Genomic DNA, 22989 nt, shown 5'->3' on the forward strand with positions numbered 1-22989 from the left:
TTCACCATGTCATACGGGCAAATTTTCATCATGGCGCTCTTAAGTATCGCCATCAGCCGTCCGCTAGCCGCCGAAGGGATCAACAGCTTTTCTCAGGCAAAAATCGCAGGAATAAAAATCAACCACGATATTGCGGGTGATTTTTACTGCGGTTGTAAGATTCACTGGCAGGGCAAGAAAGGCATTATCGATCTGCAATCCTGCGGTTATAAAGTGCGCAAAAATCAAAACCGTGCCAGTCGGGTGGAGTGGGAGCATGTGGTGCCAGCATGGCAATTTGGCCATCAGCGACAATGCTGGCAGCAAGGGGGACGTAAAAACTGCGTCGGCGATCCAATCTATCGGAAGATGGAAAATGATTTACACAATCTGCAACCTGCAGTTGGCGAAGTGAATGGCGATCGTGGCAACTTTATGTACAGCCAGTGGCTGGGAGGTGAGGGTCAGTATGGTCAGTGTGCCATGAAGGTCGATTTCAAAGCTAAGGTTGCTGAACCGCCAGCACGCGCACGCGGTGAAATTGCCCGTATCTACTTCTATATGCGTGATACTTATCAGCTCACCCTCTCCCGCCAGCAAACACAGCTTTTTACTGCCTGGGATAAAATGTATCCTGTCAGCGCATGGGAGTGTGAACGTGATGGACGCATCGCTAAAATCCAGGGCAATCATAATCCCTATGTTCAGCGTGCTTGCCAGGCCTGACAGCGCTAACCTACACTAGCAGCCACAATAACTTTTAACTGGCAGAGGCTGTTTCCATTAACCGTCACGATGGAGGCTTCTGCAAAAAAATGGAATATCGCCTATGCGTATCCCGCGAATCTATCACCCGGATGCCCTTACCCCCGGTTGCCAAATCGCGCTTTCTGACGACGCCGCCAGCCATGTTGGCCGCGTGCTGCGCATGAACCCAGGACAGCTGATTCAGCTGTTCAATGGCACGAATCAGGTCTTTAGTGCCGTTATCCGCGCTGTCAGCAAAAAGCATGTCACCGTGGAGGTGATAAGCGGCGAAACAGAGAACCGTGAATCGCCGCTGCATATTCATCTCGGGCAGGTCATCCCGCGCGGCGAAAAAATGGAATTTACCATCCAGAAATCGATAGAGCTCGGTGTCAGTCTGATTACGCCACTGTTTTCCGGGCGCTGTGGCGTCAGACTGGAAGGTGAGCGATTACAGAAGAAGATCCAGCAATGGCAAAAAATCGCCATTGCTGCCTGCGAGCAATGTGGCCGTAATGTGGTGCCGGAGATCCGCCCTGCCATGTCACTCGCCGCGTGGTGTGCTGAGCCGGATGATTGTCTGAAACTCAATCTGCATCCCCGCGCCAGCGCGAGCATTAATAGCCTGCCGCAACCGGTTACCCGCGTGCGCCTGCTGACCGGGCCTGAGGGTGGATTATCGGAGGAGGAGATTGCGATGACCGCGCGTTATCAGTTTACCGATATTCTGTTAGGGCCACGGGTGCTACGGACAGAGACAACGGCGCTTACCGCCATAACTGCCTTACAGGTGCGTTTTGGCGACTTAGGCTGAAGCATTAACGGAGAAAATAATGATTAAACTTGGCATCGTGATGGACCCTATCGCTACCATCAATATCAAAAAAGACACCAGTTTTGCGATGTTACTGGAAGCGCAACGTCGTGGTTATCAACTCCATTATATGGAAATGGGCGACTTATATTTAAGTCATGGCGAGGCGCGCGCCCGCACACGCACACTGCATGTCGAGAACAATGCGGCCGGATGGTATACCTTCACTGGCGAACAGGATCAGCCGCTGGCCGATCTCGATGTGATCCTGATGCGTAAAGATCCGCCCTTTGATACTGAATTTATCTACGCCACCTACATTCTGGAACGGGCGGAAGATAAAGGCACCCTGATTGTCAACAAGCCACAAAGTCTGCGTGATTGTAACGAAAAACTGTTCACTGCCTGGTTTGCTGATCTGACGCCGGATACGCTGGTGACCCGTAGTAAAGCCTTATTAAAATCCTTCCGCGAAAAACATGGCGATATTATCCTCAAGCCGCTGGATGGCATGGGCGGTGCCTCTGTTTTCCGGGTAAAAGCGGATGACCCTAACTTTTCAGTGATCGCCGAAACACTCACCATGATGGGAAATCGCTATTGCATGGCACAAAACTACCTGCCAGCCATTAAAGACGGTGATAAGCGAGTCCTGGTGATTGACGGTGAACCGGTGCCCTATTGCCTTGCCCGTATTCCACAAGGGGGCGAAACCCGTGGTAATCTTGCTGCCGGAGGCCGTGGTGAGGCACGTCCGCTGAGCGACAGCGACTGGGCCATCGCCCGCCGTATCGGGCCGGTATTAAAAAGCAAAGGGCTCATTTTCGTTGGCCTGGATATTATTGGTGATCGTCTGACTGAAATTAACGTCACCAGCCCGACCTGCGCACGCGAAATCGAAGCGGCTTTTCCGGTGTCGATCACCGGTATGCTAATGAATGCCATTGAGCAACGTCTCAAGCGCTGACAGGGCTCAGTCAACAGCAAAAACTGATGGCACGACCTGTTTCCCGCTGCGGGTAACAGGTCTGTTGCCTGCCATCTCAGGATAAAGTCAGATAAACTGATCCATTATCTGTACACTAGGCGCCAATTTTTTAACCAGGAATTAAACCTCTGCTCATGAATTTACAGCATCATTTTCTGATTGCCATGCCTGCGATGCGGGACCCGTTATTTCGTCGTTCGGTCATCTATATCTGTGAGTATAACGATGATGGAGTCATGGGAATTATTATCAACAAACCGATTGAAAATCTGAATGTTACCGATATCTTGCAGAAACTGGACATCACGATAGATAGCCACAATTCAGATAGCCTGCGCAATATCCCCGTTATGCTTGGCGGGCCACTGGCTGATGATCGGGGTTTTATTCTGCACTCTCCGCCCGGTGGTTTTTCCTCCAGTATTCGTATTTCCGATAATACGCTTATTACGACATCGCGCGATATCCTCGAAACACTGGGAACCGACCGACAACCGCAAAACGTACTTGTTGCGCTGGGTTATGCCGCCTGGGAACAGGGACAGCTGGAACAGGAAATTCTGGATAACGACTGGCTGATTATGCCAGCCGATCAAAATATTTTATTTAAAACTCCGGTTGCCGATCGCTGGCGTGATGCGGCAAAACTGATTGGCATCGATATTATGACGATGCCAGATATCGCGGGACATGCATAATGAACGGCACACTGCTCGGTTTTGATTTCGGCACCCACAGTATCGGGGTGGCGGTTGGCCAACGGATCACTGGCACAGCGCATCCCCTGTCAGCGTTGAAAGCGCAGGATGGTAAACCTGACTGGCTGATTATCGACAAACTCCTGGCCGAGTGGCAGCCAGAAGCCGTTATTGTCGGTTTACCGCTTAATATGGATGGCACAGAGCAGCCACTGACTGCGCGTGCCCGCAAGTTTGCTAACAGAATTCATGGTCGCTTTGGCGTAAAAATTATCCTTCATGATGAGCGCCTGAGCACGGTTGAAGCCAGAAGCGGATTATTCGAATCCGGTGGCTTCCGCGCACTGAATAAAGGCCGTATTGACTCCACCTCGGCGGTGATCATACTGGAAAGCTACTTCGCCCAGGGGGAGCACTGATAGCTGTTACTGGTTGCTGACGGGTTTACGTTCCTCCCGATTCGGGATCTTCCCGTATCAGGAAGGTGATCACATATACTTGATAAAGATATTTTTCGGGGCAGCTAACAAATATAACAAACTGTAAAACAAAGCGCCCCAATGTATTGAGTCATAAAGATCAACATTTAAATTGAGATGTAAAAATCCCTGAGCAAAGCTTGTTCCATTAGTGAATAAACCAAACTGAAGTGAGGTACAAAAAATTACCCATAAAGAGTAGAGAATAAAAATGAAATAATTCTTCTTTCGCGTTACTTTTATTTTTCCGTAATATAATACAGCGAAAATAAACATGGATATTGCATAATAAAGCACCACAGGCAGTCTGGATTCCTGAATAACTATGGTGTTTGCGTCCATTTTTTATTTCCCATTTTATTCATATAATTGAACGACTACGTAGAGTCTGGCCCACCAGACGTTATTAACGCAGCCAGTCTGGGCGCGAACAGCCTATCCTGTCGAATCCTTCTGTCACAGTAGATTTAGTGTATAGCCAGCTCCTGGAAGAATTTTGGGTTTGCCTGAATGGTTGCCAGCACTTTTGCCGCCAGGCCAGTCGGGTTACGGCGCCCGGTCTCCCAGCTCTTGATGGTGTCGAGGCTGGTTCCCAGTGCTTTCGCCATTTCGCTCTGTGAAACGTTCAGCTGCGTTCTGATAGCCTTCACGTCTGTCAGCTCGTAACGGGTAACGCGAGCTGGCGCTCTGACACCATTTTTGATTTCTACGGCTTCTTCCAGCGATGCTTTCAGCTCATCAAAAAAACTCATGTTATACCTCGTCTTTCAGTTTTTGGGTCAGCGTCTTTAGTGCGGCTTTCTCCGCGTCCGTCAGGCTGTCTTTCGTGCTTTTCTGGTACGCCATTACCAGATAAATCACCTCGGCGGTAGCCTGGAAGTAAATCACCCTCACGCTGCTACTTTTTCCCTGGTTGCCCGTCGCCATTCTGACTTTTCGCAGCCCGCCGGTTTTCTGGATGAGATCGCCTTTGTCCGGCGACTCAATCAGCGTCTTTTGTAGCTCCCTGAGCTCTTCATCCGTAGCGATCTGTTTTATCTGACGGCTAAACATCGGGGTCTTGATAAACTCAATCGAGTGACTCACGGTTGTCTCCGGTTTTTAATGAGGTACATAGTACACCATCATCTGATTTCGGAAAAGTGGTTACATCAAAGATCCATAGTAACGGGTCGGCTTTTTCTGCTGCTTTCACAGCTTCTCCACATGGGCACGGTCATGCTGCGCAATCAACGCATCAACCGGTTGATGTTCCTGCTCAAACTCTCGACCTACGCGCACAAGCTGTCCACCTGACTGCTCAAGTGCTGACACACCCTGCCGCTGCGTATCAGCGCCTGTCAGTGTCAGCACGCCCGATGTCCGGGTTTTCCGGCTGCCCGCAGCCATTCCCTGCTCGCCCTTTTCATACAGCGGCGCTTCTCTTTGCCAGGTCAGGTATACCGGCGTATTCACGCCCACCCCGCCGGGGTTAGTGAGGAACTTTTCCATATCATCCATGCTCAGGCACTCTTATGCACCTGGTAGCGCGAAAGTTTGCCGTTTTCTTCCGGAAGCTGATAAAAATCCATATGCCCGGAACTCTCTACGGCTCTGACGAGTACGGATTCAGTTATCAGGAATTAAATTTTTTATGCAAATATTCTTTTATAGAGCTCGCATCTTTATATTTAAATGGATGTTCTTTTGTATTATAACCTGATAAATTAACATCTTTATCAAAAGATTTATCGGAATATATACGCCCTTTTTTATCATATGTATATCCATATACTTTATGATACCCTTCATCACCTGCCCCCCATGAGACCAGACTAATGATTTTCATTTCCGAATTAATATTCATAAAGAAGACAGTACGAACTAAAGGCGCCTTGTTATCATGATTTTTTATCGTATCGATAACAACCTCACCATTCGCATCCTCATAAACAAGATCAAGGTTTAAAGATTCATTTCTAACGTACTTAATAGCTTTATCTTTAAATCCTTTTAAAAAAAATGGCCCTTGGTGTATAAACTCAAAATCTATAATAAAGTCTTTATTAGTTATTGTATCAATTTTCACACCGCCACCTGAACGTTTACAAACAGCATTAGTCAGGCTGAGGGGTTCAATCCATTTATTATTCATGCGAGCATAGGATTTTGCAAAAACTATATCCAGTTTGTTATCCAGTACATAGATATTATCAAATACCAATGGCCCATCGTTAGAAGATGAATCCATGCTTAATCTGACCCCAGAAGCATCCCCCCATTGGCAGGAAAAAGTATAATGATGCCGGATTAGAGGAGCACGTAAATTACCCTCAAGCATCACATCAATATCCCTGACTCGATTGTCATCTTTTACTTTTAATAAAAAATACCTGATACCATCAACCTCATCAGGAGGTGATATCTCAAAATCCATTGACGATAATGGCATTGAAAAAAAGACAGATGCCAGTGTTATTATTTTAAAATATCTCATCGAAAATTCCTCCTTGCAGGAATCTTATTAAATTATTATGTCTTTCTGTATAGTGATCGTCATGAAGATTAATAATGCGTGTAATCGAGTCTGATACATCCCTGCTGATTCCATTATCAGCTTTTATGTAGAGGTTATTTTGATCCCAAAAATACAAAGCAGATCTTGCTGCATAAACCGTATCAAGTAAAAGGTCTGGATTCGATTCAAAATCAATACGTTCTCCCCAAACCCTTTCATGATAGTCTGTAAAAGATCTGTAGTTATTTCTGAATGTCAACTGTTTCATTCCTCTACCACGATATCTCCATCCATCTCCACTTGCAATATCATTATTTCCCTCTCGTCCACCATAGGCCTTGTTAGCAATATTTTGTTTATTCGCAGTTTGCCTTTCCGGGATATAACCATCCGTTTGCGCTTCCTGAGGATGAATAGTATAGTATGAAAATTTATCTACAAGCACACTTGGTCTATAGCTAAGATTTTCATTTAAATTAAACTCAGCCCCCACCTCTTGAAATATTTGCGCAAAAAAATGATAAAGTCTATTTTTTGTATTAATATTACATATTTCAAACTTATTCGAAAATTCTTCAGCAACAATATCAAGAACAGAGTCAGAAACCTTACCTGGATTATTCCAAATCTTTCTGAGCATTTCTCGCGTAATTTTTGATTTCCCTTTCCTTATGGCATTTAAAAACACCACCGGATGCATATGCCAGACTTCCGGCCCCAGGCTCACTCCCTTGCCAGACAAAGCCTTCATCCACATCATCCTGTCCAGAAACGTTTCCAGATATTTTTTCCACAACGGGGCGTCCCGGGTTAACGTATCCAGATAATTTTTCCGCAGCGCGTCACCCTTGTCGTAATACCATTCACTGGCATGCCTGACGATGATACGGTACAGATGGTCGCGGTAGGAAATATTATGTATCGCCTGAAGGTACTCCTGCTCCGAATAATAGCCATCCCGGTTACTGTCAGTCATCTCCAGCAGCCGCCGGTAGTTGTACTTGTTCAGGATGTGTGTGATGCGGGTTTCCTCCTGTGCTGCCTGATATAAATGCTCCAGTATCCTCCTTACCATATTATCCGGCCGCCTGAAGCCATCAATCAGGTCAAAGTTCTCCGGCGCCTGATCCAGCGTCACAAATCCCAGTTCTCCCGGCGCATACTGCGCCACTTTCTGTACACTGGCCGCCGAAGAGATGAATTTGCGACCCTGTAAATCATTCTGTGTAACTGCCACCATATTACCGTATTAAAGGTGCCCGCTCAGGCGATCACCAAACTCAATAATAAAACGACTCATTGCCAGTCGCCAGTTCTGGATCGGCATACTCCATTTTTTTGAGGCTGACTGGATTGCCAGGTAAATCACTTTCCGTACCGAGTCGTCTGTCGGGAACATCTTTCGTTTCTTTATCGCCTGACGGATCACACTGTTCAGCGATTCAATGGCATTGGTCGTGTAGATGACTTTGCGGATATCGGGCGGATAACCGAAGAACGTATTGAGATTTTCCCAGTGCGCACGCCAGCTCTTACTGATTTGTGGGTATTTCTCATCCCATTCGCTGGCAAACTTATCCAGTGCCATCAGTGCCGCTTCCTCTGTGCGGCCTGATACACCGCTTTCAGGCCACCGGTAACGGCTTTGTAGTCCTTCCACGATACGTATTTCAGACTGTTGCGTACCATGTGAATGATGCACAACTGGACATGGGTCTGCGGGTAAACACTGTTGATGGCATCCGGAAAGCCCTTCAGGCCGTCCACACAGGCAATCAGGATATCCTGAAGTCCCCGGTTTTTCAACTCTGTCAGGACACTGAGCCAGAATTTTGCCCTTTCGTTTTCGGCCAGCCACATACCCGGCAGTTCCTTATGACCTGAGGTATTAATATCCAGCGCGAGGAACACGGCTTTGTTAATCACGCAGCCATTATGACGGACTTTTATGAAAATACAGTCAAGGTAAACAATGGGATACAGGGCATCCAGCGGGCGGTTTTGCCATTCGATAACCTGTTCTTTCACCGCATCAGTGACTTTAGATATCAGAGTGGGTGACACATCCGCATCATACATTTCCTTAAATGTATCAACGATTTCACGTGTGGTCATGCCTCTGGCATACAGGGACAAAATCTGGCTGTCCATCTGTGTGATACGGGTCTGGTTCTTCTTAATAAGCTGAGGTTCAAAGGTATTTTCGCGGTCACGTGGCGTACTGATTTCAATCTGGCCATCGTCGCAAAGCAGGGTTTTAGACGAGTAGCCATTGCGGGTATTTGTGCCTGATTTTCTGGTGTTTTTATCATACCCGGGGTGCTCAGTTAACTCCGCATTGCATTGAGCGCTGTTTCGACGGTCAGCTTCGTTAGCATCCGGGTAAACTGACTGAAGTCAGCTTTAGTTTTCAGGTTTTTGGCCAGTTCAGTTGCCAGTGCCCTGAGTTTTTTTTCGTCCATAATTTACCTGCCTCTGTTGTTGCAGTGAAGATATCAAAAACAGGCAGATACACAATTTAAATTACAGGCTCAGATAAATATCCCAGTTCTTTCAAGATATTAGTGATATACTACATGTCATTAGAAATACCCTCCAACTCTTTACCTCTGGATACTGACATTTTCACCACACATTCATTAAAAGTTATCTGGTAAGCCTGGCTTTTACTATCGATCTGAAAAGAATATAGCTTACAATTAGAATCTCTAAACTTTATCCAATCTCGTTGCGCTACTTTTATATTATTCAAAAAACTTTCTTTTAAAACCCTGTCATTTGCATACTCAGCATTTACTTTTGATAGCAGAGATAAATACTGCTCATTTAAATATTTATCGGCAATGGCCTTCTTCTTTTCAGAGCATAAAAAAACCTGATCTGAGCTTTCAACATCATGGCAAATATCCTCTCCATGTAAAAAAAAAGGAGGAAAATAAAAAAATAAAAAAATATATTTCATTATTTAGCACCTTCTAAATATTCAGCCCTATGCCTACCGGGTTCATACTGAAAAATCGCCGGTGTATTTTTTATATAATCAATCAACTCTTGTTTATTATTTTTTGAACCTGAGAGCATAGGTTTAGGCCCTTTAGTGAATCCCTGGTAAACGAAATCCACGAGTACTTCTTGAATAACAACATCTAATGAATCCCACGATTTTACCCCAGAGACATCTTTGGTTCATTTATTATAGTTAAGAATAGCTTTATCAACATACTTAGGATAAGTAATTGCAAAAAGAGACTCTTGCTGCTGTAATGTTATTTCGCCTATATTCTCTTTATTTAAGGCTACAAAATCACGAGCCATGTTACCTTTCAATTTTGCACCTTTAGATATTTTAATAGCCTGATCATTAGAGACACCTGATGCAATCAGGTCATTGTATACTTCACTTTCAGTACGATCACCCATATCATAACCACGACCAATTGTTACACCTGATAGCTCATTTCCAGGCCAGTGAATAATCCTGCTATAGTAAATCGATGATGGAATATCATTTCCCTCTGCATTATATGTCAATTTTCCTTTTAACACTTTAATTTTAATATTAAGCGCCTCCAGAAACACCACCGGATGCATATGCCAGACTTCCGGCCCCAGGGCCACTCCCTTTCTGATTACCGCTTTCATCCACGTCATCCTGCCCAGAAACGTTTCCAGATATTTTTTCCACAACGGGGCGTCCCGGGTTAAGGTATCCAGATAATTTTTCCGCAGCGCATCACCCTTGTCGTAATACCATTCACTGGCATGCCTGACGATGATACGGTACAGATGGTCGCGGTAGGAAATATTATGTATCGCCTGAAGGTACTCCTGCTCCGAATAATAACCGTCACGGTTACTGTCAATCCTTTCCAGCAGCCACTGGTAGTTGTACTTGTTCAGGATGTGTGTGATGCGCGTTTCCTCCTGTGCCGCTTTATATAAATGCTCCAGTATCCCCCTTACCATATTATCCGGCTGCCTGAAGCCATCAATCAGGTCAAAGTTCTCCGGCACCTGATCCAGCGTCACAAATCCCAGTTCGCCCGGCGCATACTGCGCCACTTTCTGTACACTGGCCGCCGCTAACCAGCCCCCTTCCTGACGTATCTGAAAATAAGCCGCATCATGGTTATCCGGCAGTATCTTTCCCTGCACATCCGCACCCGGCACTTTTGTCAGAGTCACCACGCCCGATGTCCGGGTTTTCCGGCTGCCCGCAGCCATTCCCTGCTCGCCCTTTTCATACAGCGGCGCTTCTCTTTGCCAGGTCAGATACACCGGCGTATCCACCCCCACTCCGCCGGGGTTAGTGAGGAACTTTTCCATATCATCCATGCTCAGGCACTCGATATGCACCTGGTAGCGCGAAAGTTTGCCGTTTTCTTCCGGAAGCTGATAAAAGCCCATATGCCCGAGACCGTCTCCGGCACTGACCGGGACAGGTTGCGGTGGTACACACACGGTATTAAATCCCTGTTCACCACCCGATGCCGCTGGCACAACCGGGGTCAGGCTGTCGCCGTCTGATACCACCCACACCCGGTCGCCCTTTTTCAGTTTGTCCTTATCGCGACCGAGAGTCACCAGACTGAATGTCCGCGCCATTTCATTCGCTGTTTTTCCCGGACGGGTAACCTGCTGTGCAGTATTGCCAGGTTCGTAAGAGAGCGGAAAACCTGCCGCCAGTTTGCCCGCTTTGTTATTCTGCAGTACATCATCACGGCTCAGATAGTATGCCCAGTCCGTCCGTGAGGTACAGTTCACCACACCTTCCGGCTGAGCGGTACAGGCAGGTGCGCATTTTGCCCACCATGACGGAACAGGAACAGAATCCATTGCTTTCAGACTTCCCCGGTCTGACACCGTCCAGACTCTGGTTCCCGCCGGGAGTTCCTCTCCTTCTGCATTTCTCACCGCGGCTTTCAGCGTCACTTCGCTAAACTGGCGCTGGTCCCTGCTGCGGCTCACTGTATTGTCACCCAGCGTGACAGGGGTATCCTGTTCCAGTTTTCCCGCCACCCGCTTTGCCTGCACATCATCCGCACTGAGGTAATAACGCTGGACTCCCGCCACCTTTCTGTCTGAACTGCCGCCCGGCTGTTTATAAGCACTGTACGGTGCCAGGTGCATATACAGCGTGTAAAACGTCAGCCCGCTTGCTGTACTCTCTCCCGGCTGGAGATAGTGTTTTATCAGCACAAAGGAGTCTGAAAGCAGCAGTTTTTCATTACGCCAGTCAATCCCGGCACGTTCATAGCTCTCACATATCCGCCAGGCAACAATCTCACCATCCGCCATACAGCGAATAAACTGCTCGCCCTTATAAAGCTCACGGCAGTATTTACGCTCCTCTTCGCTGTCCGTGCTCAGGGCACACCAGGGCACCGTCGCATTGGTGATGTGAATACCCCCGTGCCACATCCCCTGACAGCCCACCAGATACAGGCCTGAGCTTTCCCCGGCGAGTACCGCCAGCAGCTCTTCCGCTGAGGAAAAGGGATGGCCGTTTTTATTCGCGGGGACGGGAAAGCTGATTCCGGGTATCCTGGCAGTCATAATGGACCCTCCCTTTTATTCACTGCTCCATCTGGCAGCGTTTTTTCCTGTGACCGTCTCGTTCGTCGTTTTAAAGTCCGGTGTTTCCATCTGCTGACTGGCACCCGCACCCGGCACCAGATAGCCGGATGTCTTCATGATGAAATCACCCGCGGAGCCGTGCTCTATCCCGTTCCTGCTCAGCCGCAGATATGACCCGCCACCATTCAGCGTCAGCGTTTCCGGCGTGCTGATAATGATTTCATCCTCACCGCTGCTCACCGTCAGCTGCTGTTCTGCAAACAGCGCTATCGTGTTGTGCTGCGCCTGGATTTCGATGTCTCCCTGGCTGGCAACAAGCTTTGCCCCACCTTTATGGACAAACATCCCCAGCGCTTTTTCCACCGCCACCGACAGATTTCCCGTCGCACCAATATCAAGATGCTGCCCGGCATTAATCATCATATTACCGCTGCTGCACAGCTGGAGATGTTCACCTGAAGTCAACGCCACACCCCGGGGCGCACTGCACAGCAGTACCGCAGACTGAAGGTCCTGGAGTCTGTCGGTCACAAGGCTGAGCTGGGTGTTAATATCGGATAACAGCGCACCGGCCGCGTCTGCGGCATTGTTCAGCGCCTGCATCTGGCTGTTAGCCTGATTTATCCGCTTAATGGCAGGCGTCATTTCCAGCACCGCGCCCTGCGCTTTCGCCTGCGCATCCGCCGTCAGGAACAGCCCCCGGGCCGCACGGACGGCACCATGCTCATCCGTCCGCAGTTCAAAACCCGCTCCGCGTTTTTCCCGCTGACTGTCAACCAGATGCCCCATGTTCAGCTGCGTTTTGCCGTATTCCGTCGCGAGCTTGATATGCTCTTCCTGACGCTTATCCTCCATCCGCAGCTTATTGTTCGCCGGTGTGCGCCACACATTCCGCGTATGATTGTCTCGCGTCACAGGGTCCGGATGTTCTGAGTCATGCAGGGCATACGCGATATACGGCCTGTCCGGGTCTCCGCCGTCAAAGACCACCGCCACTTCCGTACCGTCAATAAGCGGTGCGTGAAATCCGTAAGTATCTCCGGCAAAGGGTTTTGCCAGCCGCAGCCACAGATACGCATAACCCCGCTCGCAGTCGTTGCGGTCGAAGTCCAGTTTCACCCGGTAGCGCCCGTCTGCATCGAGCCAGGCATAAATGTCGTCTTTCTGTGCGCTTTCCACCCGCGCCGGCAGTGAACCGGATATCACCGGACGACGGCGCAGGGGCGGACGGTAGCAGACCGTTTCACGGTAAGGGATACCCTCAAACGCCAGCGTAAAGCAGCTCTGGCGTGAACCTCGGGTGCGTACCGTGGTGATGACAATACCTTCCCGGACAACATCAGGTAACTGGCCGTCCGTTTCCAGCACCTGACCCGGCACCAGATGCGGGCTGGAGGCGTGCCCGCTGACCCGATACTGCGCTTTCAGGATACGTTCATGACGCAGCCGGGCAAAGAATGCCCCCGTCTCCGGGGTTTCTGTATCACCTTCCGTCAGGAAGGGTTCCGCATAATGATAGATTTCCCCGCTGGTTATCCCTTCCCGGCTGAAAATGCTTTCAGTGCTGTCCTGGGGGTTCAGCGCCTCACGGTAGTTGTAGTCACGGGTGGACACGCTCCCGCTCACCACATGGCTGGCCGTCTGGATATTCCAGATACTCTCCTGACCACTGTCACTCATCCCCGCCTGGCTGCGTAATGGCAGAGTGACCCCATACTGATACTGCTGCTGACTGTCCTGAAATATCACCACCTCCTGCTCACGACGGCTGTCCATTTCATAGCGCCAGTAAATCCCCACTTCTGCCAGCAGGCGCTGAATAAACTCAAGGTCAGTTTCACGCCACTGGGTAATCAGCTCCCGGCAGGGATATTCCCGCGAAAGCCGGAACTCAAAATCCGGTCCTTCCAGACCGTGTTTACGCAGCACCTGTTCGGCCACTTCAGTCACCGACTGATTAAGGTAGATTTCGCTGCCTTTCGTATAGTTCAGAAGAGCGATGCGCGGCACAATCCTCAGCGCGTAACAGGTTTCATCTTTCGAGCTGGATATCCGGCGAAATGACTCAATCACACCGAATACCGTCCGCACCGACAGCGCCGGTGTGCCGTCATACACCGGGGTCTGGAAAGTGAATGATGCCGGTTTCAGCAGTAATGTGTCGCAGGCAATATCCGCTGAGGCGCTGGTGACCGTCACCTCATAGCGCCAGGGCTGACTGAGGGATTCCTCCGCGCTGTAGTGCAGCACGTCCAGAAACTCGCGGCATTCATGCACCTCTACCCGGTAGCGTGACTGACCTGACAGCGGCTGCACCACGCGGGTTACTTCACTTATCAGGGCATCGCTCATGACGCCTCTCCCTCTGCCGGTTCATCAAACGCCAGCACTATGCCTTCATCATCATCCCAGCTCAGCTGTAGCGAGGACGGCTTCTGTTTTGCCGCCATATAGCTTAATAACTGCTGGCTCAGAACCGGCAGGATCTGCTGGTTAAGCAGACTGTCCACGTTACGGGCCCCGGTATCCGGCAGCAGACAGGCGCCTGCCAGCATGTCGGTGAGGCTTGCGCCGATGTGCGTGGCAATGCCGTAGTGACGCTGCAGGCGCCTGCTCACCTGTGCCAGCTTCATGCCGACGATGGTACGCATAGCATCCGTTGCCAGCGGGCGGTATATCACCGTCTGGAAACGGGCCAGCAGCGCAGGCTGGAAGTGATCGCGCAGGATCGGGCGCAGCAGTTCATGCAGATCGCCATCGGTGGCTTCTGGTTGCTCTTCCAGCAACTGCATCAATGGGTCACTGCCGAGGTTCGAGGTCATCAGAATGACCGTGTTGCGGAAATCAATTTCACGCCCTTCCCCGTCGCGCATAAAGCCCCGGTCAAAGACCTGATAAAACAGGTTCATCACATCCCGGTGCGCTTTCTCCACTTCATCCAGCAGCACCACGCTGTAGGGACGTTTACGCACGGCCTCGGTGAGAATACCGCCCTGACCGTAGCCGACGTAGCCCGGAGGGGAACCCTTCAGCTGCGAGACCGTGTGAGGCTCCTGGTATTCCGACAGGTTAATCGTGATAAGCGACTTTTCACCGCCATACATAACGTCAGCCAGCGCCAGCGCGGTTTCGGTTTTACCCACGCCACTCGGGCCAACCAGCAGGAAGACTCCCTGGGACCCGTTTTCTGGCGTCAGGCCGGTTTTGGACGCCCTCAGGCGTTGGGCAATGGCATTCAGGGCGGGGTTCTGGCCAACAACACGGGTGGCCAGCTGTTCTTCCAGGGTCAGGAGTTCGGTTTGTTCATCTTTCATCAGTGAGGAGAGGGGGACGCCGGTCCAGTCAGCGACCACGGTCGCGACGGTGCGAGTGTCCACATCCAGTGACAGCAGCGGCGTGCTGCTCTGCGCGGCAGAAAGCGCCTGTTGCAGCGCGGCAATATCGCTCTGACGGCTGATATCCTGGCGCACTTCCAGCAGTTGTTCCGTCAGACTCAGCTCGCGACTGTACTGCGCTTCCAGCGCGTCGAGTTCGGCCATCAGGTCATTATGCTGTTGTTCAATCGCTGCCAGGCGTTCGCCGTGCGACTGATTGCCCAGCGCAATATCTTCCAGCAGCGCCTGTTTTTCAATATCCAGGGCGCTGAGTGTCGCGCGGTACTGTGTCAGCGCTTCCGGCACGGTGTCGAGGTTCATGCGCACGCGGGCGGATGCCGTGTCGAGCAGGTCTACGGCTTTGTCCGGCAGCTGGCGACCCGTCAGGTAGCGGCGGGAAAGCGTCACCGCGGCTGTAACCGCATCGTCAGTGATATGCACACCGTGGTGTTCGGCATAGCGGGATTTCAGCCCACGCAGCATCAGACAGGCGGTGTCATCATCGGGCTCATCAACCTTGACCATCTGGAAGCGGCGCTCCAGGGCTGCATCACGCTCAAAATATTGTTTATATTCGCTCCAGGTCGTGGCCGCAATGGTTCGCAGTTCACCGCGCGCCAGTGCTGGTTTCAGCAGATTGGCGGCATCGGCTCCGCCCGCCTGATTACCGGCTCCGATGATGGTGTGGGCTTCATCGATAAAAAGTAGCACCGGCACTGGGGAGTGCTGGACGGCGTCGATGATATTCTTCAGGCGCTGTTCAAATTCGCCCTTGACACCCGCACCGGCCTGAAGTAACCCCAGGTCCAGTGTTCTGACGATGACCGGCTTGAGACTTTCGGGCACATTGCCTTCCGCGATGCGCAGCGCCAGTCCTTCAACAAGGGCCGTTTTACCCACGCCGGGTTCGCCGACCAGAATCGGGTTGTTTTTACGGCGTCTGGAGAGAATGTCCACCATCTGACGGATTTCGTTATCACGCCCAAAGACCGGGTCAATTTTTCCTTCCCGGGCACGGGCGGTTACATCGACCGTAAAGCGATTGAGCACAGCCTCTTGCTGTGAAACGGCGGGAAGTGCGCTTTCGCTGTCAGGCGGGTTTTGCCCTTCCTGCGTCAATGGCGCTGGGCTGCTCATCATGGTGCGATTGCCTGCTGATTCGCTGAGGACTGCGTCACGCCGCTCATCTGACTGGGTTTCCAGCAAGGGGCGCAATCTCTCCAGCTGGCTGGTGGTCAGCGTCATTAAAGGCCAGAGGCCCTCACAGCGCGTCAGCCCTGGGGTATCAATCATGGCCGTGAGCAAATGTATGCTGCGGATCTGCTCATCTCCGGCAAGCGTGGCAGCAAACCAGGCCTGTTTCAGCAGAGTCTGGAGAGCAGCCGAGAGCTCCGGTCGGCTGCGTACTAAACGTGGCTGTGCATCCAGCCAGCTCAGGAGTGACTGCCAGATGGCGTCCATATCCCATTCATAGCGACGGGCAAGTACGGTCAGGTCACCTTCCCCCTGCTCCAGCAATTTTAACAGCCAATGCTCCGGCGTGATTTCTGCATGCGCACGAGTCTGGCATAACGAAGCTGCACCTTCCAGCGCTCTGGCGCAGTAATGATTAAGTCGTCTTAGCAGGACTGCTGAATGATGTTCCATGTCGTTCTCTCTTGTTCAGGCACGCTACCGCCCATGGCCGTTAACCAATGCCCATAAGATTGATGCCAATAAATTGTGAGGCTGTTCTGCACAGCGTCCGCCTGACAGGCGCTGTGCAGAACAGAAGTAAACAAGCGAACAGCGCGCTTCTGTTCGCCAGGGGTTTACGCGCTGGTGCGTTGGTCGCTGGTGCGTTGGTTCCAGCAATCGAAATGCATAATGTTGTACTCTTTGTCGACCCGGGTGATTTTTTCGTAACACCGCGCGATCTGCTCAAGATGGTGATGCTTCCCGCAGGCGGCCTGCCTGATGTCAGCGCCGCCATCGTCTTTCAGCCACAGATAAACCGGAATTGCCATGGTTACTGCTCCCTTTCCTGAGTTGAAACGTCATCCACATCCTGGGATACAAGTTTTGCGCCTGGCAGACGACAGACATCCGCCTGCGGCACCAGACTGATCTCGACACGCCGGTTAAGCGCACGACCATCAGGCGTGTCGTTTGATGCAATCGGTCGGCTGTCGCCGTAGCCCTGCACGGCAAAACAACTCTCCGGTACGTCCCCGGTATCACGCATCCAGTTACGGACCGACTCCGCGCGTTGCAAAGACAGAGTCTGATTGAGCTGTACGCTGCCGGTGTTATCGGTGTGGCCGCTGACCACAATCAGCCAGCCGGGTTTGGCTTTGATCCCCACCAGTGCATTGACGAGTATTTTGGTTGAGCCCACTTTGAGCGTCGATTTGCCGGAATCGAACAGCGACATGCTGTTGAGACGGACAATTTTCGGCACCGGTTTCGGTTCAGGGGCGGGGGGCGGCGTCCAGGTATCGATAGCCTGCTGTAAGGCCAGCCACAGGCGTTGTCCCGGGTAATAGCCGAGGCTGTAACGTAAAGGCTCTCCCTGCCGCTGCCAGCGTTCCAGCAGGAGCGCATCCTGTTTCAGAGCGGCCAGTGCTTCTGCTTTAGGGCGGTAGTGATTCATCGGGATCGCGTTCCAGCGCTGTAAATCGGCACTGATATGACGGATAAGATCACGATTGTTGAGTGCAGAAATACCCAGTGCGGTCAGGGCACACAACCACATCAATAGCACCAGTCGGCGGGTACACTGGCCCCCCTGTACAATAGAGGCAAAGGGGGCAAGAAGTGGCAAAACAGCATCCGGGAACCGGTTTGTCGGGACTGACGCATCAGGCTTGCGGGTAAACTGCAAACAGGTGCGCGAACAGAGCCAGGCAGACCAGAATGACTGAGCCTCTGGATTGACCACGCCGAGGCGCATCGCCACGGAAAACAGATGCACAGGCGGCGTGAGTCGATCCGGTTTATCCAGCTCATCGGTCAGGGTATTGCGGATGAAGGAAAAGGCCTGTTCGACGGCGGGCAGCGCCATGATATTGTCATCCGCCTGTTGCCAGTCAATGAATGCCTGAGGCGAATCATTAACCGGACAGACAATCGGCTTGTCACCACGAACGATGATCCACGGCGTTTCAGGACCGGAAAATTCACCACTCACCATCACCGGCAGGGTAAAACCGGTCAGGGATTTGATCTGTTTACTCTGCTGGCGGAGGGTTTTCAGTGTGGCACGCAGAACCGCTTCATCCTGGTGTTGATCTGGCAGGCAGCGGTACATTACTGAAAGCTGACCTACCTGGCGTGGGAACTGTTTCTGTATGCTGCGGACAACGTCAGTTAAGCGGCTGACATCATCGGCCCGAAGCCACCCTCCCTGGGCTGTTTTACGCCAGGGGCTTTCCGGGAACAGGGTATCCAGCATATCACCACACACCAGCACAACGGGACCTTCTGTGTCGAGTAGTGGCAGCGCATCGGCGGTGACGGTGGCAGGGGATGCGGGCTCGTCACGCCGACCGTTTTTAAAGACTATCCAGCCTGCCAGCAGCAGGATCAGCAGCGTGGTCAGCCCTTTAAATACGTTTCCTGTCGGGATGAAATACCAGAGCAGCCACAGCAACGTAGCAACGGCGACAACGGCGTGCAGGGCAAGCGAAATAATGGCTGATCTACGCATTAGCCACGCAGTTCCGGTATCTGTGCTGCCAACAGTGCCTGGAGCCACAGATGGCCCCCCCACCAGATGACGCCGGTCAGGATGATGGCGAGCGCTATCCAGAACCAGACTGAGCGCATCAGACTCCAGCGTGGTTTCCCCATCCGGTGAACAACCAGAGAGAGGCCTGCATCAGGCGGAGATACCCGTTCAGACAGAGCTTTGACCACCTCATCCCGCTGCGACTGGCTGACCGTTTTCAGGCTGTACAGTCCCTGGAAACCGAGGGCGATCACCCGGTGATAGCACGTCAGAACAGCCATATTCGGTGAGGGCTGACGCAAGGCCTCGGCAATGCGGTCCCACAGTGCCTCCCCTGCGCGCAGTGAGCCAAAAAATCGCGCCTGGAGCGGCGCTTTACGCCAGGCGAGCTGACCCGCATCAATTTTCGGCTCCTCTCCTTCCTCACTTTTTTCAGGCTTACGGCTCATCACCGTCTCATCCAGCAAAGCACATTGTGCATAGGAAATATGTTCGATACTGGCCTCGTCATAACCCGCACGCGCCAGTGCTTCCCGCACGTTTTCAACCTGTTTAACGCACTGGTCGTAAAGCGCACTACCATTATGGGTGACAGCACCTTTCTTCAGCATGGTGACCGTGAGCCAGGTCTCCGTCATCAGCTGGTCGATATCGATATCCTGTCTCATGAGCGCAACACCGCAAACAGTTCAAGTTCAAGCGCACCAAGCAACTCCGGTACATAGAACAGACACACGCCCTGCTCCTGCATTTCATGTGCCGCGGGGCTTTCCATATCAAGCGCGAAGTACTGGTTTTCCATGCGTACAGGCAACGCTGCCGGCACCCGGCTCACCGGGATCAAAGGAATGCCCTTAAGGGCAGCACCATAGATCTCATTGACGTCATCAGGCGAACCCGCCTGACAGAGTGCAGGGAATTTATCGGCAAGCTGCCAGGCAGGGATATCTGAACGCACGGAGAGCCAGAGGTCGGCCTCTTCACGCAGACGAATATCGTGCAGGTTAGCCTTCCAGGTCTGCCCGTCAGGGCGGGACATTTCCAGCGCGATGACCCGGGATGGCAGACTGGCTTCCAGTAAACTAGTTATCAGGTCAAACAGCGGAGGAAAGGCATTGGCCGGTTCCTCGTGGTCATAATCCGGTATGGCGTCAAGATCATGGTCAAGGGAAAAGGTCAGCATGCTCCCGGCCAGACGTGCCAGCTCAGCCCATACCTGTTCAGGCGGACGGGACGGAAAGCGTTCAAATTCCGTCAGCACCCTGGCGTGGGAATTGAGCGCATTCAGCAGCCAGAAAAGGGAAACATCGGCAACGGCGAAATCAGCCAGTCTTTCATTGCTTTCACGGCGCATGGTCATCAGATGCTGACGCCGGGAGCGTAACTGGCGGTTGAGCAGCACCAGACGTTCGCAAAGCACCGGGCTTGCCGCAAATGACGCAACAGGCGGAATAAAGGACGGGTCCAGTCGCCATGCATTTTGTCCATCACGGATCAGTCTGGCCACCGGGCAAACTTTCCAGGAATCATTGCTTTCATGGGCAAACCGGATGGTGAAATTATACCGGGCAACGGCAATGGACTCTTCTTCAGATCCGAAGGCATCCTGCACCGTCACCCACTCTTCACGATAACGAAGCGGCCGGTCTGCGATGACACCTTCCTGCTCTACGTTGATCACACCCGGCTGCATGTGAGGCAGAGCAATAACAACGGTTACGGCATCGAGACCGGTCAGCTGGCTGGCAACTAACTCACGTGGTGCCGGTGGCAGATCACTCCTTTGCGCATCTATCAGCGAGCCATCTTCCAGCCAGAGGCGTAACTGCGTAATCTGGATCACACCAGACGAAAGAAGGCTGTCATTAAACTCAACTTTTTCCACCCCCCAGGGGAACGGGGACGCCAGTGCTGATGCACCGGCACAGCGAAAAGACTCCCATTCAGCCTGCTGCTGAAACTGCTGAGGGGAGAGTAAAGCCCCTTCGTTCCACAGTGGACGATAAATTTTCATTCCAGCTCCTGCCTTAGACTTTGGCTTTTGGCATCTGAGATACCAGTGACAGATTGATGTCCATACCCTCGACCTGGAATTCTGGAAACATCCAGCAACTCGATTTTTACCTTCTGACGGAAATCAGTGCGGTCAACCGTATGACGCAGTCCGCGCCACAGTGACTCGACCTGCTGAAATTCCGGATGATGCATAACTTCATCAAGTTGACGGCTAATCTGGTGATCAAGCCCGGCAATCTGCTGATCTAAAAGGTTCTTATCAAGCCTTTCAACTTTCTGACCTGATTTCGTCATCACCTGCATGAAAACCTGCATTGCCGCTGTGATGCGTTCATCGGCGGAGACATCAGCCAGTGCGTTATTATCCTGGAATTGAGTGATAGCACCCAGTTTCGTCACCGGCGTTAAATTGATCTTTTCAAACAATGACGCATAAACGCCATCCGAAGGCGCCGTTTTAAGTACCGTCGCAGTCCCATGCGCTGATTGTGTTTCATTATTTACAGACATCGGCATTCTCTCTGTTAATCCACTAAAATAAGCGCTCTGTTTCACTCCGCAGAAACAAGGGCATTCAGTGCTGCTTTTAACCCTTTTCTCAGGGCAGGGGCTTTTAAAACGGACTCAAACAATTTTCGAAACCCGGTGTTGTCCATCAGATGGGATTTTAAATCACGCAGCAGATTTCTCATTGCCAGCATGGCGCGTAATGGTGGGATCTGTTTCGCTATCGCTTCAGGTTCGCCGTCTTTAATTCCAAAGAAAATGAGGCGTATATTTTCTTCTGAACCGTCACCTGTTAGCATGTTAAGAACTGAGTAGCTGATTTCAGGCTTCCACTCAGAAAGTAGTTTATCAAAATTTAATTTATTAATGGTGTTAACGCGAGCCTTCGGTATCTCGCTTTGGAAGGTCGATTCAGCCATTTCATTCCTTTAATGCTTAACGATTATGACAGATCTCACCGCACTTGTTTACAAAAGCATGATAGAGCAAAACTATTATTGAGATCAAATTGATAAATCATAATTTTTCATTAGAAATTATTATAATAATCACCTAAATTTTAACGAAAAACATGCCATTGATAGTGCGATTAATCTAATTATTAATGTTTAACCAGAACTTTTAACTATAATGAAATAAACGGATAGCTAAATATTTCGTAGATGAAATTAAATTGATTTAAATCATGATCAATTGATTGTCCTACCAGGACAGGCTTCGTAGGGGAATGAGAGGAAAATAATGCTATTTTCTGATATTTAAAAAGGTGGGGAAAATTTCCAGGAAATACTCCTGAGGTCGTATGGCTGGCAATCCGGGCATGGACAGTGTCGCTGAGGGACTGGCGTATGGCGATGAGTCGCTTTATTATCGAGTTCGGTCACCGTCCGGACGGTCACTTCTGAGAAAAGGCATTGACACAGAATCGTGTGCAGGGCCGAAAAAAACGTTTCAGCCATTGATGCCGCACCAGCCGCAAAAGTTATAAAACAATTCACTTATGGAGTCATTTGCCATGTATCATGATCAGTTAATATGCCCTGCTTCTTTCCCGTGGCGATTTGTCAATATCATTGCCAGTCATAGCCATATTATTGAAGTCATGTTTTCTGATACAGCACAGCAATGCAACCCTAACGAGCTGACCCAGCAATGCAAAGAGCAATTAATGCAATATTTCTTTAAACAATTAACCTCATTTTGTTTACCGATCATATCACAGGGCTCTCTGTTCGCATCGTCAGTCTATAACGAGTTAATCCGCACCGAGTATGGCTCGACTAAAACATATAAAGAAATTGCCATCGCACTGGGTTCAGAAAAGAAATCACGCGCTGTTGGTCATGCCTGTTCACAAAACAGAATATCGATTATCGTGCCATGTCATCGCATAATAAGTAGCAACGGGAAACTGACTGGGTACACCGGCGGAACAGAAACTAAGAAATGGCTTATTAATCACGAGAAATCAACATCATTCTGCAACCAGGCACCATAGAAACAGGATGTTGCCAGGCGTATCATTGCTTCATTATGATGACCGTTCACCATTAAATCCCCTATCCTGCGGAAATACATGAGGTCGTCTTCCCTTCCTTGCTGTC

Annotated in this window: 19 protein-coding genes and 3 pseudogenes; 6 read left to right on the plus strand and 16 right to left on the minus strand. The window is 50.7% G+C overall.

What is annotated here, in order from left to right; all coding sequences use genetic code 11:
- Nucleotides 1-30 precede the first annotated feature (30 nt).
- The 5 genes from endA (at nucleotide 31) to ruvX (ending at nucleotide 3645) form a co-directional block, all read left to right on the plus strand.
- Nucleotides 31-705 (plus strand): deoxyribonuclease I, encoded by a 675-nt coding sequence (endA, locus tag PT300_12845; protein MDF7681427.1) that lies wholly within the window; start codon nucleotides 31-33, stop codon nucleotides 703-705.
- Between the two features lie 103 nt (nucleotides 706-808).
- Nucleotides 809-1540: a 16S rRNA (uracil(1498)-N(3))-methyltransferase gene (gene rsmE, locus PT300_12850; GenBank protein ID MDF7681428.1), complete on the plus strand. Its 732-nt coding sequence runs from the start codon at nucleotides 809-811 to the stop codon at nucleotides 1538-1540.
- Nucleotides 1541-1559: 19 nt separating this feature from the next.
- Entirely contained in the window at nucleotides 1560-2507 is a 948-nt protein-coding gene (gene gshB / locus PT300_12855) for a glutathione synthase (protein MDF7681429.1), read from the plus strand.
- A 155-nt stretch (nucleotides 2508-2662) separates the two neighbouring features.
- Nucleotides 2663-3226 (plus strand): YqgE/AlgH family protein, encoded by a 564-nt coding sequence (locus PT300_12860; GenBank protein MDF7681430.1) that lies wholly within the window; start codon nucleotides 2663-2665, stop codon nucleotides 3224-3226.
- A complete protein-coding gene (ruvX, locus tag PT300_12865; protein ID MDF7681431.1) occupies nucleotides 3226-3645 on the plus strand; it encodes a Holliday junction resolvase RuvX in 420 nt (139 codons plus the stop codon). Before PT300_12860 ends, ruvX begins: the two co-directional genes overlap by 1 nt.
- Before the next feature lie 527 nt (nucleotides 3646-4172).
- On the opposite strand, the gene nadS is transcribed toward ruvX, so the two are convergent.
- The 16 genes and pseudogenes from nadS to PT300_12945 form a co-directional block, all read right to left on the minus strand.
- Entirely contained in the window at nucleotides 4173-4457 is a 285-nt protein-coding gene (gene nadS / locus PT300_12870) for a NadS family protein (GenBank protein MDF7681432.1), read from the minus strand.
- 1 nt (nucleotide 4458) lies between these two features.
- Complete coding sequence (locus PT300_12875; protein ID MDF7681433.1) at nucleotides 4459-4791, minus strand: type II toxin-antitoxin system RelE/ParE family toxin; 333 nt, start codon at nucleotides 4789-4791, stop codon at nucleotides 4459-4461.
- Nucleotides 4792-4896: 105 nt separating this feature from the next.
- A pseudogene (locus PT300_12880) lies at nucleotides 4897-5282 on the minus strand (hypothetical protein).
- Between the two features lie 38 nt (nucleotides 5283-5320).
- Nucleotides 5321-6181, minus strand: coding sequence for a hypothetical protein (locus tag PT300_12885; protein ID MDF7681434.1), 861 nt, complete (start codon nucleotides 6179-6181; stop codon nucleotides 5321-5323).
- Nucleotides 6168-7442, minus strand: a complete 1275-nt coding sequence (locus PT300_12890; GenBank protein ID MDF7681435.1) for a hypothetical protein — start codon at nucleotides 7440-7442, stop codon at nucleotides 6168-6170. Before PT300_12890 ends, PT300_12885 begins: the two co-directional genes overlap by 14 nt.
- 9 nt (nucleotides 7443-7451) lie before the next feature.
- Nucleotides 7452-8664 (minus strand): annotated as a pseudogene (locus PT300_12895) (IS256 family transposase).
- A gap of 110 nt (nucleotides 8665-8774) precedes the next feature.
- A complete protein-coding gene (locus PT300_12900; protein MDF7681436.1) occupies nucleotides 8775-9164 on the minus strand; it encodes a DUF1311 domain-containing protein in 390 nt (129 codons plus the stop codon).
- A gap of 224 nt (nucleotides 9165-9388) precedes the next feature.
- Nucleotides 9389-11758: a hypothetical protein gene (locus PT300_12905; protein MDF7681437.1), complete on the minus strand. Its 2370-nt coding sequence runs from the start codon at nucleotides 11756-11758 to the stop codon at nucleotides 9389-9391.
- Between the two features lie 15 nt (nucleotides 11759-11773).
- Entirely contained in the window at nucleotides 11774-14131 is a 2358-nt protein-coding gene (vgrG, locus tag PT300_12910) for a type VI secretion system tip protein VgrG (protein MDF7681438.1), read from the minus strand.
- Nucleotides 14128-16800 (minus strand): type VI secretion system ATPase TssH, encoded by a 2673-nt coding sequence (gene tssH / locus PT300_12915; protein MDF7681439.1) that lies wholly within the window; start codon nucleotides 16798-16800, stop codon nucleotides 14128-14130. Before tssH ends, vgrG begins: the two co-directional genes overlap by 4 nt.
- Before the next feature lie 164 nt (nucleotides 16801-16964).
- Nucleotides 16965-17159: a hypothetical protein gene (locus tag PT300_12920; protein ID MDF7681440.1), complete on the minus strand. Its 195-nt coding sequence runs from the start codon at nucleotides 17157-17159 to the stop codon at nucleotides 16965-16967.
- Between the two features lie 2 nt (nucleotides 17160-17161).
- The gene (locus PT300_12925; protein ID MDF7681441.1) at nucleotides 17162-18841 is read right to left on the minus strand and encodes an OmpA family protein; all 1680 of its coding nucleotides are present in this window, start codon (nucleotides 18839-18841) and stop codon (nucleotides 17162-17164) included.
- Nucleotides 18841-19530, minus strand: coding sequence for a type VI secretion system protein TssL, short form (tssL, locus tag PT300_12930; GenBank protein ID MDF7681442.1), 690 nt, complete (start codon nucleotides 19528-19530; stop codon nucleotides 18841-18843). Before tssL ends, PT300_12925 begins: the two co-directional genes overlap by 1 nt.
- The gene (gene tssK, locus PT300_12935; GenBank protein MDF7681443.1) at nucleotides 19527-20876 is read right to left on the minus strand and encodes a type VI secretion system baseplate subunit TssK; all 1350 of its coding nucleotides are present in this window, start codon (nucleotides 20874-20876) and stop codon (nucleotides 19527-19529) included. The genes tssL and tssK overlap by 4 nt, the downstream gene beginning before the upstream one ends.
- A gap of 80 nt (nucleotides 20877-20956) precedes the next feature.
- Nucleotides 20957-21394, minus strand: a pseudogene (locus PT300_12940) (type VI secretion system contractile sheath large subunit).
- A 35-nt stretch (nucleotides 21395-21429) separates the two neighbouring features.
- Complete coding sequence (locus tag PT300_12945; GenBank protein ID MDF7681444.1) at nucleotides 21430-21804, minus strand: type VI secretion system contractile sheath small subunit; 375 nt, start codon at nucleotides 21802-21804, stop codon at nucleotides 21430-21432.
- A 596-nt stretch (nucleotides 21805-22400) separates the two neighbouring features.
- Here PT300_12945 and PT300_12950 point away from each other — a divergent pair.
- A complete protein-coding gene (locus tag PT300_12950; protein ID MDF7681445.1) occupies nucleotides 22401-22883 on the plus strand; it encodes a methylated-DNA--[protein]-cysteine S-methyltransferase in 483 nt (160 codons plus the stop codon).
- The last annotated feature ends 106 nt before the right edge of the window (nucleotides 22884-22989 follow it).

The sequence above is a fragment of the Enterobacteriaceae bacterium ESL0689 genome (assembly GCA_029433525.1).
In the GTDB taxonomy this organism is placed as follows: Bacteria; Pseudomonadota; Gammaproteobacteria; order Enterobacterales; family Enterobacteriaceae; genus JAQTIF01.